Genomic DNA, 14,506 nt, shown 5'->3' on the forward strand with positions numbered 1-14,506 from the left:
ACGCAGCTTAGCCGGTTCCGCCCGCGCGGGTCACGCTCCGCTTTCGCGACGCGGCCGTGGCCGCGTCGCCGGGGTCAGAGTCCCTTCGCGATCAGTCCGGCCAACAGCTTGTCCGGCGTGATCGGATAGTCCCGCACCCGGACCCCACAGGCGTTGTAGATGGCGTTGGCCACCGCCGCGCCGGCGCCGGAGTTCCCGAGCTCGCCCACGCCCTTGATGCCCATCGGGTTGGCCTTGTCGTCCACCTCGTCGAGCATGATGGCGTCCAGGTCGCCGATGTCGGCCTGCACGGGCACCAGGTATTGGGCCAGGTCCTGGTTGATCAGCGAGCCGTAGCGCGGATCGACGGCGTTGCCTTCGCCCAGCGCCGAACCGACGCCCCAGATCATCCCGCCGGTCAGCTGGCTCTTGGCCGTCTTGGCGTTGAGGATCCGGCCGGCGGCGAACACCCCCAGCATACGGCGCACGCGGACCTCGCCGGTCACCGGATCCACGCCCACCTCCACGAAGTGGCCGCCGTAGGTCTGGGTGCTCCACTTCTGGGCGTCCTGGGCGGGACGGATCTCGCCCTCGACGGTCAGGCCCTCCGGCGCGTTGCGGCGGATCAGGTCGGCCAGGGTCTCGGACCGGTTCTCCAGCGCGATGACGCCGTCCTGGAACGTCACCGCGGCCGGGTCGCCCGCGTGCAGTGGAGAGCCGGGGTCGCCGGTGGCCATTTCGGCGATGGCCGTGCGCAGGTTCATCCCCGCCGCCAGCGCCGCCGAGCCTGCCGTGGCCGCGCCGAACTGGCCGCCCGAGCCGGGGGCCGGCGGCAGCTCGGAGTCGCCGATCTCGACCACCACCTTGCCCAGGGGCACCCCCAGTGTCTCGGCGGCGATCTGGGCCAGCACCGTGTAGGTGCCGGTGCCGATGTCGGTCATGCCCTGGCGCACAGTGATCGTCCCCTCGGCGTCCACCGAGAAGCTGCACTTGGCCGGCAGCAGAAAATTGCCGCGGATGGCCGCGGCCATGCCCATGCCCACCAGCCAGCGGCCGTCGCGCACCTGGCCCGGCGTCGCGCGGCGGCGGTCCCATCCGAACAGCTGGGCGCCTTCCTTCAGGCACCGGACCAGCTGGCGCTGCGAGAACGGACGGCCGTTCTCCGGGTCGGCCGGCGGCTCGTTGCGGATGCGCAGCTCCACCGGATCGAGGCCCAGCTTTTCGGCCAGCTCGTCCATGGCGCATTCCAGGCTCATGGTGCCCGACGCCTCGCCCGGCGCGCGCATCGGCCCCGCATGCGGCAGGTCCAGCCGCACCAGCCGGTGGCCCGTGAGGCGGTTGGGCGCGGCGTAGAGTGCGCGGGCGAAGTTGGAGGCGTGCTCGGTGAACGACCCGTCCTTGTGGCAGTGGGTCCAGGTCATGATCGAGAAGGCGTTCAGCCGGCCGTCCTTCTCGGCGCCCAGGCGCACGCGCATGACGGTCGCCGGGCGGTGGATCGTGCCGTGCATCATCTGCTGGCGCGTGAAGGCCACCTTCACCGGACGGCCCAGCGCCCGGGCCGCCAGCGCGGCCAGCGTCAGGTCGTCGTAGGTCTGGCCTTTCCCGCCGAAGCCGCCGCCGATGTAGCGGGTGAGCAGGTGAACGTCGTCGCGGCCGATGCCCAGGGTCTCGGCCAGGCCGTGCTGGGCGGGTTTCACCATCTGGATCGAGGTGTGGGCGATGCAGCGATCGCCTTCCCACCAGGCCAGCGAGGCGCAGGGCTCCATCTGGCAATGGTTCTGCAGCGGCGTGGCCCAGGTCTCGTCCAGCTGCACCGGCGAATTCGCGAAGCCCTCGTCGAAGTTGCCGATCTCGACGTCCTGTTCGCCCGGCGGCTGACCGGCGTCGCTCAGGCGCTTGGCGAAGTTCACGTCCGGCGTGTCGGCGTCGTAGGTCAGCTTGACCAGGTGCGAGGCGGCGGTGGCGTTCTCGAGCGTGTCGGCGACCACGAAGGCCACGGGCTGGCCCCAATAGGTGACCCTGTCGCTCTCGAGCGCGGGCTTGGAGCCCTGAGTGCTGCGCGGGTGGGCCTTGGCGCCGCGCGGCGGCTGGGCCGGGACGTTCAGGTGCGTCCAGACCGCCAGCACGCCAGGCGCGGCCTCGGCCTCGGCCGTGTCGACGCCGGTGATGCGGCCGGTGGCGATCGTCGCGCCCACCATCACGCCATAGGCCGGCGGCGACGGCGGCTGGACCTCGTAGGCGTATGGCGCCGTGCCGGTGACCTTGAGCGGGCCTTCATAGCGATCGACGCCCTTGCCGATGAGGCCGGCGCGGTTGTCCTTGACCGGATTGGCCGCAGCTTCCCAGTCGTTCACCGAGCTCATTGGCCCTGCTCCTTCGCTTCGGTGATGGCGGCCGCGGCGAGCCGGGCCACCAGGGGGATCTTGAAGTCGTTGCGGCCCAGCGAACTGGCGCCCGCCAGTTCCTTGCCGATGGCCTCGGCGGGGGTAGCGCCCGAGGCCAGCGCACCCTCAGCCTCGGCGGCGCGCCAGGGCTTGTGGGCCACCATGCCCAGCGCCACCTGCCCGCCCGCCACCGCCACGCTGGCGAGACCGCCGGCGTACGAAGCCCGGTCCCGCACCTTGCGATAGGTCTGGCCGCCCTTGGGCGGGGGCGGCAGGACGACGGCGGTGATCAGCTCGCCGCCGGACAGGTGGGTCTCGATGTGCGGCGTCTCGCCGGGCAGGCGGTGCAGCTCGAGCAGCGGGATGCTGTGCGTCCCGCCCGCGCCCACGACCTCCACCGAAGCCCCCAGCGCCGTCAGCGCCACGGCCATGTCGGACGTGTGGGTGGCGATGCAGGCGTGGCTGGCGCCGAAGATCGCGGCGTTGCGGTTCAGGCCTTCCAGCGCGCCGCAGCCCGAGCCGGGCGCCCGCTTATTGCAGGGCTTGGAGGTGTCGTAGAAGTAGGCGCAGCGGGTGCGCTGCAGCAGGTTGCCGCCGACGCTGGCCTTGTTGCGCAGCTGCGGCGAACCGCCTGCCACGATCGCCTCGGACAGCACTGGATAGCGCGCCCGCACGGTCGGGTCCGACGCCACGGCGGTGTTGGTGGCCGACGCCCCGATGCGCAGGCCGCCATCGGCCGTGGCCTCGATCCCTGCCATCGGGAGGCGGCCGACATCGACCAGGTGCGTCGGCGTCTCGATCTCCAGCTTCATGAGGTCCAGCAGGTTGGTGCCGCCGGCGATGAAGCGCGCGCCGGGCGCCTGGGCCGCCTTCACGGCGCCCTCGACGCTGGTGGCGCGTTCGTAGGTGAAGGCCTTCATGCCAGGGCCTCGGCGGCCTGCTTGATGGCCGCCACGATCTGCGGATAGGCCGAGCAGCGGCAGATGTTCCCGCTCATCCGCTCGCGGATCTCAGCGTCGGTCAGCGTGGGTCTGGCGCCCGGCGCGGTCTCCTGGCTCGGCGCGCCCGCCTCGATCTCGGCCAGCAGGCCCAGGGTCGAGCAGATCTGGCCCGGCGTGCAGTAGCCGCACTGGAAGGCGTCCTGGTTCAGGAAGGCCACCTGCACGGGATGCAGCTTTTCGACCGTGCCGACGCCCTCGATGCTGGTGACCTCGTCGCCGTCGTGCATCACGGCCAGCGAAAGGCAGGAATTGATCCGCACGCCGTTGACCAGGACCGTGCAGGCCCCGCACTGGCCGTGGTCGCAGCCCTTCTTCGCCCCGGTCAGCTTGAGCGTCTCACGCAAGGCGTCGAGCAGCGTCGTGCGCGGGTCGAGGTCGAGCGACCGCGCCTCGCCGTTGACGGTGATGGTTGTCCGCAACCCGTCTCTCCCCAGTGTCCGGCCGCACCCTGGAATTCCGGGGCGGCTCTTCAAACGTCCGTTTAGACTAGCCCCCGAAGCGTGACGCCTCCAAGGCGTTCTGCACGCCGCGGGATTTGCTGCGTCAGCCTTCGCCGGGGGCCAGCGCCTTCACCGAGAGCGCATGCAGCGGCCCTGCCAGTTCCTCGGCCAGCACATGGTAGACCATCCGCTGGCGCGCCACACGGGCCGCTCCCGCAAAGGCGGCCGACTCAATCGTCACGTTGAAATGGCTCTCCCCGCCCTCGCGCGCGCCGGCGTGGCCCGCGTGCCGGTCGGACTCATCGACGATCTCCAGCCGTGTGGGCTGAAACGCCGTCGTCAGCTTGTCTTGGATCGCGTCAAGTATGGCGCCCATCGGCCCGATCTTCAATTCTTGTACGGAAACTTCTGCTCTCCATACTTGGACGATGCCCGGCGCGTTTCAATACAAACCCAAGTTCGTGGATATCCGCGTCCGCCCGCCGTCCGAGCAGGACGACACGGCGCAGGACGTGCATGCCCTGAAGCCGGGCGAGCGGGCCTGTGACCATCCCGGCTGCCGACGGGCGGCCACCGCGCGAGCCCCCAAGTCGCGCGACCTGCTGCACGAGCACTACTGGTTCTGCCAGCCGCACGCGGCCGAGTACAATCGCAACTGGAACTTCTTCGCCGGCATGGCCGAGGGCGAGGTCCGCCGCCGCCAGCAGGAAGAGCAGATGACCGGCGGGCGTCCCACCTGGGAGATGAAGGCCGGCAAGATGAGCCGCGAGGCCGCCGCCTTCTCGGCCAAGTTCGGCGCGGGCCAGGGCCAGGGCCCGCAGTTCCGCGACCCCTTCAACATGTTCGGCGGCGGCGGCCAGCACGCGCGCAAGCCCGAGCCCGAGGGCCGCAAGCTGGGCAAGATCGAGCGCAACGCGCTGGCCGACCTCGACCTCGACGAGGACGCCGACGCCTCGAAGATCCGCACCCGCTACACCGAACTGGTCCGCCGCCTGCACCCCGACGCCAACAACGGCGACCGCTCGGGCGAGAATCGCCTCCAGCGCGTGATCAAGTCGTACCAGGCGCTGCGCAAGGCGGGGATGGTCTAGGCGTTCCGACGCCCTGGCTTGCGCCCATCGCGCGAAGAGGATGGGATGGCGTCCTCTCCGACCGAGGCCCCAGCCATGCCCGACTCCGCCCAGCCCGCCCCGACCGCCGCTTCGACCGATCCCGCGGCGCTGGCCGTGATGCAGGGCTTCCCGCCGCCGGCTGAGAAGACGGTGCGGGTTTCCGATTCCACCAGCTGGCGCTTCCCCAACACCCGCTGGAGCTTCAGCCATCAGCGCGAGCTGGGCCCGTCGGCCGCGATCCGGCGCGGGCCGGCGGCGGCCGCGGCTCTGCCCTACGGCCTGCGCGACGACCTGGACGCCGTGCCGTTCGTGACCCTGGACGGCCGGGCTATGACCTGGGGCGAGAGCGTCGACGAGAACTTCACCGACGGCCTGGTGGTGCTGCATCGGGGGACGGTGGTCTACGAGACCTATCGGGGGGCGCTTGGGCCACAGACGCCGCACCTAGCCATGTCGATGACCAAGTCGTTCGCCGGCCTGCTCGCCGCCGTCCTGGCGCATGAGGGCGCGATCGATCCGGCCGCGCTGGTGACGACCTACGTCCCCGAACTGGCGGAGACCGCGTTCGGCGACGCGACGGTGCGTCACGTGATGGATATGACGACGGGCGTCCGCTACCGGGAGGACTACGTCGATCCCGACGCCGAGGTCCGCTTCTATGGCGTGGCCGCCGGCTGGTCGCGGCCGCCCCCGGGCTATGCCGGCCCGACCACCATCTTCGACTTCCTCAGGACGCTGAAGAAGCAGGGCGAGCATGGCGAGGCCTTCGCCTACAAGACCTGCAACACCGAGGTGCTGGGGTGGATCGTCCAGCGCGTGGCGGGCAAGCCCTTCGCCGAACTGGTCTCCGAGCGCATCTGGCAGAAGCTGGGGGTCGAAGAGGACGGCTATGTGATGGTCGACGGCACGGGCTTCGCCCTGTGCGGCGCCGGCCTCAACGTCACCACCCGCGACCTCGCCCGCTTCGGCGAGATGATGCGGCTGGGCGGCGTCGCCGGTGGCCAGCAGATCGTGCCCAAGGCGGTCGTGGACGACATCGCCGGCGGCGCGCGGACCGAGGACTTCGCCAAGGCCGGCTACGTCACCCTGCCCGGCTGGAGCTACCGGAACCAGTGGTGGGTCAGCCACAACCGGTTCGGCGCCTATTCGGCCCGGGGCATTCACGGCCAGGCCTGCTACGTGGCGCCGGGCGCCGAGATGGTGATCGCACGCTTCGCCTCGCACCCGACAGCCGCCAACGGCAACGGCCCCCTGGATCGCGTCTCACTGCCGGCCTACGAGGCGATCGCGGCGCACCTGACCTCGGCCAGCTGATCGGAAGAGCTAGCCCAGGGACCGCCAGGCCACGTAGCCGGCGGTCGCGATCACCATCAGCGCGAAGGCGCGGCGCGCGATATCGGCCCGGCCTTCGAGCCGGCGGGCGATGGGACGCGCCGCCAGCACGCCGGCTCCGCCGCCCACCACCAGGGCCGCGAAGATCGGCCAGTCGACCAGGCCGGACGCGGCGTAGCTCGTGCTGGTCGCGGCGCCGAACAGGGCCACCGAGACGAGGGACGACGCCGCGGCGTGAGCCAGCGTCATGCCCGTGGCCGCCATCAGGCCCGGCACGATGAGGAAGCCGCCGCCGATCCCGAAGAAGCCTGCGGCAAGACCGGTGACGAGGCCGGCGGGCGCCAGACGGGCGGTCAGCCCAGCCGTCAGGTGCACCGCCGGGTCGCCGGCGTCCTTACGCGGCAGCAGCATCGAGCCGCCGATCAGGGCCATGGCGACGGCGAACCACAACAGCAGTGTCTCGCCGGGCAGTTGCTTGGCCAGTTGCGCGCCCGCCAGCGAGCCCACGAGGCCTGCGGCCCCGAAGACCAGCGCGCAGGGCCACTTCACCCGGCCGGCGCGCGCCTGCACCGACAGCCCGACCAGGGCGTTCACCGCCACGGCCGCCGCCGAGGTCCCGATGGCCACGTGCGGGTCGCGCACGCCCACGAGGTAGATCAGCAGCGGCGTCGCCAGGACCGATCCGCCGCCGCCGAAGACGGCGAGCAGCAGACCGACGACGGCGCCGCTGAGGACGGCCAGGCCATAGATGAGCGCCGGATCCACGCGATCACGCCCGAACGCGGTTCCAGGGCGCTCGCGTGAGGAGCATCGCCATCCCGCAGAACCCGGTCACACCCGCGAACGCCAGGCCAGCGCCCACGAAGGCCGAAAGGCCGTAGAACGCGGGGTGCAGCGCGAAGCCCAGCGCGACGCCGGCCAGCACCAGCGAGCCGGCGGCGATATGGACCTGGCGCTGGATTTCCAGGGGCGCCTTGCGATCCTCGTTCACCGGCAGGCCGGACGCCACCCAGGCGTCGACGCCGCCTTCCAGCACATACGCCGGCCCTTCGACCACCGCGGCCAGTCGATCGCAGTTGGCGCCCGTCCGCATGCCGGTCCGGCAGGTGAAGACGACGTCCTTGCCGGGATCGACCTTCAGGTGGGCCTGTTCGAAAGACGAGAGGGGGCGCGACAGGGCGCCGCGCACATGGCGGCGGGCGAACTCGTCGGCTTCACGGATATCGACCAGAACGGCCTGACGGCGCTGGAGGCGGCGTTCGACGTCGTCAGGTTTGAGCGGGATCAGGGCGGTGTTCATGGGGAGGCCTCATGTCGGGGGGACAGAAGATCTCGGCGAGCGTCGCCACCACCTTCACGGCGGCCGGATCGGCGATCCTGTAGCGCACGGTCTGGGCCTCGCGGCGGGTCGCCACGATACCCTCTTCCCGGAGCACCGCGAGGTGCTGCGAGAGCGCCGACTGCGAGAGACCGACCAGGGGCAGAAGCTCCCCGACCGAAAGCTCGCCGCCGCTGAGCTGGCACAGGATCATCAACCGGCGCTCGTTGGCGAGCGCGCGCAGGAGCCTTGCGGCCTCCGCGGCGCTGGCCTCGAAGCGGGTGATGTCGAAGTTCGCGAGATCGAACATGAGACTCCATATATTAGGTATTGCTAATTTAGCAAGTTCTAATATTTGTACGGCATCGCCGAGGAGGCTCCGACCATGAACCCCACCGTTCAAGCCTATTTCGATCCCGCCACGTCGACTGTCAGCTATCTGGTCTCAGATCCGGCGACGCGGGCCGCCGCGATCGTCGATCCGGTCGCCGACTTCGAGCCCAAGGGCGCGCGCCTCTCGCATGGGTCGGCCGATGCGATGCTGGCGGCCGTCGCCGCCCAGGGCCTGGACCTGCACTACGTGCTGGAAACCCACGCCCACGCCGACCACCTCTCGGCCGCCGACTACATCCGCCGCCGCACGGGCGCGCAGATCGTGATCGGCGCGCGGATCACCGAGGTGCAGAAGCAGTTCATCCCGCTGTTCGAAGCCGATGACGTCACGGCCGACGGCGCCGCCTTCGACCGATTGCTGGCCGAGGGGGACAGCCTGGCGCTGGGCGAGCTCGAAGTCCGGGTGCTGCACACGCCCGGGCACACGCCGGCCTGCGTGACCTACCTCATCGGCGACGCCGCCTTCGTGGGCGACACGCTGTTCATGCCAGACTACGGCACGGCCCGGGCGGACTTCCCAGGCGGAGACGCGGGCGCCCTTTACCGGTCGACCCGAAAGATCCTGGCGTTGCCCCCGCAGACCCGCATCTTCATCGGCCACGACTACCTGCCGGCGAGCCGCACCGACTATCGCTGGGAGACCACGGTCGCCGCGCAGCGGGAGGGCAACATTCACGTCCATGACGGCGTCACCGAGGCCGAGTTCGTAGCGCTGAGAAACGCCCGTGACGCGACGCTGGCCCCACCCACGCTCATCCTGCCGTCCCTGCAGGTGAACATCCGCGCCGGCGCCCTGCCGCCGGCCTCACCAGGCGGGCGCGTGTTCCTTCGTCTTCCGGTGACCGAAGCGGACCCAGCCTAGCTTCACGTCCGCCAGGTCGCCCCGGATCAGGCGGCTCGCCGTCGCGCGGGCTGGGCGGCCTGGCCGCCCACCGTGAAGCCGCCCATCAGTCCGGACAACTCGACGCTCTCGGTGTTGAGCGCAAGCGTGGCGGCCGACGTCTGTTCCACCATGGCGGCGTTCTGCTGCGTCAGCTGGTCCAGCTGGTTCACGGCGATGTTCACTTCGCTCAGCGCCCGGGTCTGTTCGTTCGCCGAGGCGGCCATGTCGGCGACCAGTGCGTCGATGGCGGTCACGCGCTCGGCGATCGCGTTCAGCGCCTTTCCGGTCTCCCCCACGAGGTCCACGCCGGCCTTCACCTGGGCGCCGGACTGGTTGATCAGGTCCTTGATCTCCTTGGCGGCTTCGGCCGAGCGCTGGGCCAGCGCGCGGACTTCCGAGGCGACGACCGCAAAGCCCTTCCCCGCGTCGCCGGCCCGGGCCGCCTCGACGCCGGCGTTCAGAGCCAGCAGGTTGGTCTGGAAGGCGATCTCGTCGATCACCCCGATGATCTGGCTGATGCGGCTGGACGAGCCATCGATCTCGTCCATCGCGCCGATCGCCTGGCTCACGACCGCGCCGGACCGTTCGGCCTCGGAACGGGCGCTGGCGACGGCCTGACTGGCGTCCTTTGCGCCGACGGCGCTTTTGCGGACCGTCGCGGTGATCTCTTCCAACGCCGCCGCGGTTTCTTCCAGGCTGGCGGCCTGCTGCTCGGTGCGCCGCGACAGATCGGTCGCGGCCGAACTGATCTGGCTCGCCCCCTGGCTTACCGCCTGGGCGGCGCCGGCCGCCGCGCCCACAACCTGCTCCAAGCTGGAGATCGCGGCGTTGAAGTCGCGCTTCAGCGTGTCGAATTCCGGCGAGAGCTCGGAATCGATGCGCGCGCGCAGGTCGCCGCGGGCCAGGCGAGCCAGCGCCTCGCCCAGCGCGGCCACCGCCGCGGTCTGGTGCGCCTCGGCCGTCCGGCGTTCGCTGTCCAGCCGCTGGCGCTCGGCCTCGAGCGTCTCGAGGTAGATCGAGAGCGCGAAGTCCATGTCGAGCATCATGGCCTTCACCAGAGCCGCGCTCTCGTCGGCCATGGCTTTGCCAGCCTTGGGATTGACGCCCATGGCCTTCGGCCATCGCTGCGCGACAAGCCGCCGCAACAGGCCCTCGGTGATCAGCGCATATCCCGCGATGTACCAGCGGGGCTCCAGGCCGATGCGGGCGTGGGTTTCCCCAATGGTGCGCACGCCACGGACGTAGGCGTCGCTGAATTCGCCGCCCGCAATGACGTTCCAGTGCCGGGCCTGGCCGTTCTGGGCGCCCGTGATGTGCCCTTCGTCGCGGAAGAACCCGCGCACGGCCGGCGTCTGTCGGACCTTCGAGTAGAACGTCTGCAGCGCAGGTTGAATTTCGGCCTGGATGAACGGTTGCAACGACCTCAGCGTGGCGCACGCCTCGTCGTTAAGGCCAATGAAATCGAGACGTTCGGCGACGGCATAGGTGTTGGTCATGGCGAGCCCTCTCTAGTGCCATCACCCCACGCCCTCACGATTAACGCGCATTTACCAGGAAGCCCTTGGGCGCGCGGCCAAAGAGCGCGTCGGCCAATTGTCGCAGATCAATGACGGCGAAGTAGAAGCGGCTATGGCCGCGCGCCGGTCCTGGCGACGACCCAGTCGCCGACCGCCTTTAGGGCGGCGGGGGCAAAGGTCTCTTCGATACGCCCGTACTCCCGCGGGTCGCCTGTGGCCGACGTCTGGAACAGATGGTTCAGGCCCGGCAATTCAACGACGGTGACGTCCTTGTTCGCCTTCAGCGCCTCGCGGATCGCCGGCAGGTTCTGGCTGGCGACCACCTGGAGGTCGTTGGCGCCGTTGACGGCCAGCACGGGCATCCTGAGCTTCGCCAGGTTGGGCCGCGGGTCATAGGCGATGAACTCGCGGTACCAGGGCGTGAACAGCATCGTGCTGCGCGCCATCAGCACCTCCGGCTTCACCCCGGCGGCCGCCGAGGCTTCTCCGAGGATGCGGGCCGCTTCGACCTTGGCCGCTTCCCAGTCGGGGTTGGTGGCAAGGACCGTGTCGATGCGCGCGACGGCGGCGTTGTCGCGCGCGGCGGCCTCCGGGGTGACGCCATACACCTTGCCCACGGCGACGCGCTGGGCGTTCATCACCTCGCGGCTTGGGACGCCGGGGGCCGCCATCAGCACCATGAAGGCGATACGCGGATCCTTTGCGGCGACCATGGGCGCGACCATGCCGCCCTCGCTGTGGCCGATGAGGCCCACCTTGTGTGGATCGATGTCACTGCGGGCTCGCAGGAAGGCGACCGCCGCAGCGGCATCGACCGCAAAGTCGGAACTGGTGGCATCCACGAACCTGCCTGTGGACTTCGCGAAGCCTCGATCATCGTAGCGCAGCACCGCGACGCCGCGTCGGGTGAGGTGGTCGGACAGCACCAGGAAGGGCCGGTGGCCCAGCAAGTGCTCGTCGCGGTCCTGCGGCCCTGAGCCGCTGAGCAGGATCGCGGCCGGAAACGGCCCCTTGCCTTCGGGCAGGGTCAGCGTCCCGGCGAGCTTCACGCCCGGCGCGCTTTCGAACGCGACCTCCTCCTCGCGATACGCATAGGGCTTGGCCGGCGTCTGCGGCCGCGCACGGCTCGGCACGGGCCCCTTGGCAAGGGTCAGCGGGATCGGCCCGCCCTGGATCCACCGACCTTTCCAGCCGCCCTGGGTCACATCCCACTCGCCCTCGTAGCGGCCCCGGATCGAGGGGACTGCGAAGCTGAGCTTGCCCTGGTCCATCCTGACGTCGCTGATGGGAATGTCGCCCGGACCCTGGTCAGGACTGCTCAGCGAGCCCTTCAGCGCGCCGGCCTCCCCAGGCTCGATTTTCACGCCGATGCGCAGCTCGACGCCGCCCACCTGTAAGAGGCCGTTCCAGTCGCCGAGCGCCTCCTGGGCGCCCGCGGTCGAGCCCATCAGGGCCACAATCCCCGCCACTGCGGCGGCGACACGCTGGCTCGGCAGCCTCATCGCACCTTCCCTCGCGCTGGCGACGACCGATGTCGGCGACTTCGGCCATCACTTCATGCGGTGGTGCGGGGATGTAAAGGTCGCCGAGACCGGCAGGCGGCGGCGAACGACGCCGCGTCAGCCGCCCATGGTCGAGGGCATCGGCATGCCCCACTGCACGCCCATCAGGTCCTGGATCGACGCCTTCCGCGGCGGATCGGCCGCAGTGAGCAGGTCGCCGTCGGTCCAGTGCTCCAGGGTGAAGCCCCAGGGATCGCGCCAGTAGTCGAACACCTGGCTGCCCAGGATGTGGCGGCCCACGCCCCACTCAGGATCGGCGCCGGCGGCCTTGAGGTGGGCATGCCCGCGCATCAGGTCGTCCAGGTCCTGCACCTCGAAGGCGGCGTGGTTGAACCCGGGTCCGGTCGGCAGTTGGGCCAGGAACAGGGTGTGGTGGTCGGTGGGCGTGTCGCCCCGGTCGCAGCGCAGGAAGGCGCCCAGCGAGAACTCAGGCGCGACGGCGATCTCGTCGGAGGTGAGGAAGCCGAGCAAGCCCTTGTACCAGGCCTCCGAGGCGCGAAAGTCCGAGACGTTGAGCACGGCGTGGCCCAGGCGCATGACCGTGGCCGATCCGGCGCTGATGCGCTTGACCGTGCTCTGCCGCGGCCGCCCATGGGCGCTGTTCCAGGCCGAGGGCGGCTCAATGGCCATTTCAGGCGCCGGCGTCTGCCCGGCCACCACCTCGACACCGTGGCCGTCGGGATCCTTGAGCCGCACGATCCGGCCGCTGCCGGGCGCGTCGTGATCCTCGACAGGAGCGCCTGTCGCGGCGGAGAGCGCCTCCAGATCGGCGAGGCTGTGGGCGCGGAAGCCCACCGCCAGGAACGCCGGTTCGCCCCGTTCGGTCACGTGCACGAAGGGCGCCGATCCCCGGCCACGGACGTAGAGCCGATCCGTCCGCGCCTCGGCCGGCAGCAGCCCGAAGTCGGCCAGGTACTGGGCCATCCGGTCCAGATCCGGGGCGCGGAACCGCACGTGGGCGATGTCCTCGACCTTGATGACGCTCATGGAAATCCTCGTGAGATCACTCGGCCGCCGCCAGGCGGGCCGAGCCGATGATGAGGGCCGTGGTGGCCCGGATGTGGGTGACCATCAGGTCGACCAGCCGGTCGGCGTCGCGCGCCAGGGCGGCGTCGACGATGGCCTGGTGCTCGCCGGCCACGTCGCGGTCGTGGTCGGCGTGCGCCGACAGGCCGCGATAGCGTTCGGACTGCTCGTAGAGTTGGGCGTGGAGGTCCAGCAGCCGGCGGCTGCCGCAGGCGCTGACGAGGGCGGCGTGGAACTCGGCGTGCCGCGCGACCCAGGCCAGGATGGCGTCCAGGTCGCGCCCGACCCGCGGCGGGACGCGGCTGAGGCGGTGGGCCGCGGCCAGCACGGCGGCCTCCCAGGCGTCGTCGCCGTGGGCCACCGCGCGCCGCAGCGCAATCGTCTCGACCTCGCAGCGCAGGTCGGTGAGGTCTTGCAGGTCCTCGATCGAGAGGGGGGCGACGGCGAAGCCCTTCTGGTCCTGCGACACCACCAGCTGTTCGGCCACCAGCCGCGACAGACCTTCCCGGATCGCCCCGGGGCTCACGTCCATCGCCTGGGCCAGGTCGTTGATCTTCAGCCGGGCGCCCGGGGCATGGCGGCCAAACATGATGTCGGCCCTCAGCCGCTGGTAGGCGAGGCTGGTCTGGCTGCGCGCGGTCATAAAATATATATTGCAGCATAAAATCGATCATGACAAGGAATGTGTAGATCGAGCTGAAGGAGATCGTCCCGTGAAACTGCTGCGCTTCGACGACAACGGAACGGCTCGGCTGGGCGTGGCGCGCGGGGACGCCATCGTGGTGCTGGACGGCTGGGACACTATGCTGGCGATCGTCGCGGGCGGGGCCGAGGCCCTGGCCGATGTCGCCCGCCAGCGGGACGCGGCGGCCCGGACGGTTCCGCTGAAGGGCGCGCGCCTGCTGGCCCCCCTCGAGCGGCCGGGCAAGTACCTGGCCATCGGCATGAACTACGCCAAGCACCTGGAAGAGGCCAAGCGGCTGGGTCAGCCCACGCCCAGCCAGCAGTTCTGGTTCAACAAGCAGACGAGCTGCATCGCCGGGCCCTACGACGACATCGAGCCGGGTGTGACTCAGGCGCTGGACTACGAGGCCGAGCTGGGCGTCGTGATCGGCAAGCCCGCAAAGGGCGTCAGCGAGGCGGACGCGAAGGCCCACGTGTTCGGCTATGTGGTCGCCAACGACGTCTCGGCCCGCGACTGGCAGCGCCATTCGCCCACCTTCACCATGGGCAAGTCCTTCGACACCCACGGCCCGATCGGCCCCTGGATCGTCACCGCCGACGAGATCGCCGATCCGCACGCGCTGAAGATCCGCTGCCTGGTGAACGGCGAGGTCCGCCAGGACAGCGACACCAGCCAGCTGATCTACAACATCTGGCAGCAGATCGCGTACCTCTCGACGGCCTTCACCCTGGAGCCCGGCGACCTGCTGGCCACCGGCACGCCCGAGGGCGTCGGCGTCGGCATGACGCCGCCCACCTTCCTCAAGCCCGGCGACGTGGTCCGCTGCGAGGTGGAAGGCGTCGGCGCCATCGAGAACCGCGTGGCAGGCTAGGCG

General features: G+C 70.3%; 15 protein-coding genes. 4 read left to right on the forward strand and 11 right to left on the reverse strand.

What is annotated here, in order from left to right:
- Positions 1–74: 74 nt before the first annotated feature.
- The 4 genes from ACQ66R_RS07705 to ACQ66R_RS07720 form a co-directional block, all read right to left on the reverse strand.
- Positions 75–2,342 carry a molybdopterin cofactor-binding domain-containing protein gene (locus ACQ66R_RS07705; RefSeq protein ID WP_430420718.1) on the reverse strand — a complete coding sequence of 756 codons (2,268 nt, stop codon included), beginning with the start codon at positions 2,340–2,342 and terminating at the stop codon, positions 75–77.
- Complete coding sequence (locus ACQ66R_RS07710) at positions 2,339–3,283, reverse strand: FAD binding domain-containing protein (RefSeq protein ID WP_430420719.1); 945 nt, start codon at positions 3,281–3,283, stop codon at positions 2,339–2,341. The genes ACQ66R_RS07705 and ACQ66R_RS07710 overlap by 4 nt, the downstream gene beginning before the upstream one ends.
- On the reverse strand, positions 3,280–3,783 hold the full coding sequence (locus ACQ66R_RS07715; RefSeq protein WP_430420721.1) for a 2Fe-2S iron-sulfur cluster-binding protein: 504 nt from the start codon (positions 3,781–3,783) through the stop codon (positions 3,280–3,282). Before ACQ66R_RS07715 ends, ACQ66R_RS07710 begins: the two co-directional genes overlap by 4 nt.
- Positions 3,784–3,907: 124 nt before the next feature.
- Entirely contained in the window at positions 3,908–4,180 is a 273-nt protein-coding gene (locus tag ACQ66R_RS07720) for a BolA family protein (RefSeq protein ID WP_430420723.1), read from the reverse strand.
- 52 nt (positions 4,181–4,232) lie between these two features.
- On the opposite strand from ACQ66R_RS07720, the gene ACQ66R_RS07725 reads away from it, so the two are divergent.
- Complete coding sequence (locus ACQ66R_RS07725; protein ID WP_430420725.1) at positions 4,233–4,895, forward strand: DnaJ domain-containing protein; 663 nt, start codon at positions 4,233–4,235, stop codon at positions 4,893–4,895.
- 45 nt (positions 4,896–4,940) lie between these two features.
- Positions 4,941–6,230: a serine hydrolase domain-containing protein gene (locus ACQ66R_RS07730; protein ID WP_430420727.1), complete on the forward strand. Its 1,290-nt coding sequence runs from the start codon at positions 4,941–4,943 to the stop codon at positions 6,228–6,230.
- 9 nt (positions 6,231–6,239) lie between these two features.
- On the opposite strand, the gene ACQ66R_RS07735 is transcribed toward ACQ66R_RS07730, so the two are convergent.
- The 3 genes from ACQ66R_RS07735 to ACQ66R_RS07745 are packed head-to-tail and all read right to left on the reverse strand — an operon-like array spanning position 6,240 to position 7,876.
- Positions 6,240–7,013, reverse strand: coding sequence for a sulfite exporter TauE/SafE family protein (locus ACQ66R_RS07735; RefSeq protein ID WP_430420729.1), 774 nt, complete (start codon positions 7,011–7,013; stop codon positions 6,240–6,242).
- 4 nt (positions 7,014–7,017) lie between these two features.
- Entirely contained in the window at positions 7,018–7,548 is a 531-nt protein-coding gene (locus ACQ66R_RS07740; protein WP_430420731.1) for a rhodanese family protein, read from the reverse strand.
- Positions 7,517–7,876 (reverse strand): ArsR/SmtB family transcription factor, encoded by a 360-nt coding sequence (locus ACQ66R_RS07745; RefSeq protein WP_430420733.1) that lies wholly within the window; start codon positions 7,874–7,876, stop codon positions 7,517–7,519. The genes ACQ66R_RS07740 and ACQ66R_RS07745 overlap by 32 nt, the downstream gene beginning before the upstream one ends.
- Positions 7,877–7,951: 75 nt before the next feature.
- Here ACQ66R_RS07745 and ACQ66R_RS07750 point away from each other — a divergent pair, with 75 nt between their 5' ends.
- Complete coding sequence (locus ACQ66R_RS07750) at positions 7,952–8,821, forward strand: MBL fold metallo-hydrolase (protein WP_430420735.1); 870 nt, start codon at positions 7,952–7,954, stop codon at positions 8,819–8,821.
- A 26-nt stretch (positions 8,822–8,847) separates the two neighbouring features.
- Here the strand turns inward: ACQ66R_RS07750 and ACQ66R_RS07755 are convergent, their stop codons facing one another.
- The 4 genes from ACQ66R_RS07755 to ACQ66R_RS07770 form a co-directional block, all read right to left on the reverse strand.
- Entirely contained in the window at positions 8,848–10,338 is a 1,491-nt protein-coding gene (locus tag ACQ66R_RS07755) for a methyl-accepting chemotaxis protein (RefSeq protein ID WP_430420737.1), read from the reverse strand.
- Positions 10,339–10,469: 131 nt separating this feature from the next.
- Positions 10,470–11,861, reverse strand: a complete 1,392-nt coding sequence (locus ACQ66R_RS07760; protein WP_430420739.1) for an alpha/beta hydrolase family protein — start codon at positions 11,859–11,861, stop codon at positions 10,470–10,472.
- Positions 11,862–11,978: 117 nt separating this feature from the next.
- The gene (locus ACQ66R_RS07765; RefSeq protein ID WP_430420741.1) at positions 11,979–12,908 is read right to left on the reverse strand and encodes a VOC family protein; all 930 of its coding nucleotides are present in this window, start codon (positions 12,906–12,908) and stop codon (positions 11,979–11,981) included.
- A 16-nt stretch (positions 12,909–12,924) separates the two neighbouring features.
- A complete protein-coding gene (locus tag ACQ66R_RS07770; RefSeq protein WP_430420743.1) occupies positions 12,925–13,590 on the reverse strand; it encodes a GntR family transcriptional regulator in 666 nt (221 codons plus the stop codon).
- A gap of 70 nt (positions 13,591–13,660) precedes the next feature.
- On the opposite strand from ACQ66R_RS07770, the gene ACQ66R_RS07775 reads away from it, so the two are divergent.
- Positions 13,661–14,503 (forward strand): fumarylacetoacetate hydrolase family protein, encoded by an 843-nt coding sequence (locus ACQ66R_RS07775; RefSeq protein ID WP_430420745.1) that lies wholly within the window; start codon positions 13,661–13,663, stop codon positions 14,501–14,503.
- Positions 14,504–14,506 lie beyond the last annotated feature (3 nt).

This window comes from Phenylobacterium sp. (assembly GCF_965284355.1).
Classification (GTDB): domain Bacteria; phylum Pseudomonadota; class Alphaproteobacteria; order Caulobacterales; family Caulobacteraceae; genus Phenylobacterium.

What these genes read in the sequence shown, in the direction of transcription:
- ACQ66R_RS07705 (WP_430420718.1), bottom strand. Translation starts at nt 2,342, where the DNA reads ATGAGCTCGGTGAACGACTGGGAAGCTGCGGCCAATCCGGTCAAGGAC.
- ACQ66R_RS07710 (WP_430420719.1), bottom strand. Translation starts at nt 3,283, where the DNA reads ATGAAGGCCTTCACCTACGAACGCGCCACCAGCGTCGAGGGCGCCGTG.
- ACQ66R_RS07720 (WP_430420723.1), bottom strand. Translation starts at nt 4,180, where the DNA reads ATGGGCGCCATACTTGACGCGATCCAAGACAAGCTGACGACGGCGTTT.
- ACQ66R_RS07725 (WP_430420725.1), top strand. Translation starts at nt 4,233, where the DNA reads ATGCCCGGCGCGTTTCAATACAAACCCAAGTTCGTGGATATCCGCGTC.
- ACQ66R_RS07730 (WP_430420727.1), top strand. Translation starts at nt 4,941, where the DNA reads ATGGCGTCCTCTCCGACCGAGGCCCCAGCCATGCCCGACTCCGCCCAG.
- ACQ66R_RS07740 (WP_430420731.1), bottom strand. Translation starts at nt 7,548, where the DNA reads ATGAACACCGCCCTGATCCCGCTCAAACCTGACGACGTCGAACGCCGC.
- ACQ66R_RS07745 (WP_430420733.1), bottom strand. Translation starts at nt 7,876, where the DNA reads ATGTTCGATCTCGCGAACTTCGACATCACCCGCTTCGAGGCCAGCGCC.
- ACQ66R_RS07750 (WP_430420735.1), top strand. Translation starts at nt 7,952, where the DNA reads ATGAACCCCACCGTTCAAGCCTATTTCGATCCCGCCACGTCGACTGTC.
- ACQ66R_RS07755 (WP_430420737.1), bottom strand. Translation starts at nt 10,338, where the DNA reads ATGACCAACACCTATGCCGTCGCCGAACGTCTCGATTTCATTGGCCTT.
- ACQ66R_RS07760 (WP_430420739.1), bottom strand. Translation starts at nt 11,861, where the DNA reads ATGAGGCTGCCGAGCCAGCGTGTCGCCGCCGCAGTGGCGGGGATTGTG.
- ACQ66R_RS07765 (WP_430420741.1), bottom strand. Translation starts at nt 12,908, where the DNA reads ATGAGCGTCATCAAGGTCGAGGACATCGCCCACGTGCGGTTCCGCGCC.
- ACQ66R_RS07770 (WP_430420743.1), bottom strand. Translation starts at nt 13,590, where the DNA reads ATGACCGCGCGCAGCCAGACCAGCCTCGCCTACCAGCGGCTGAGGGCC.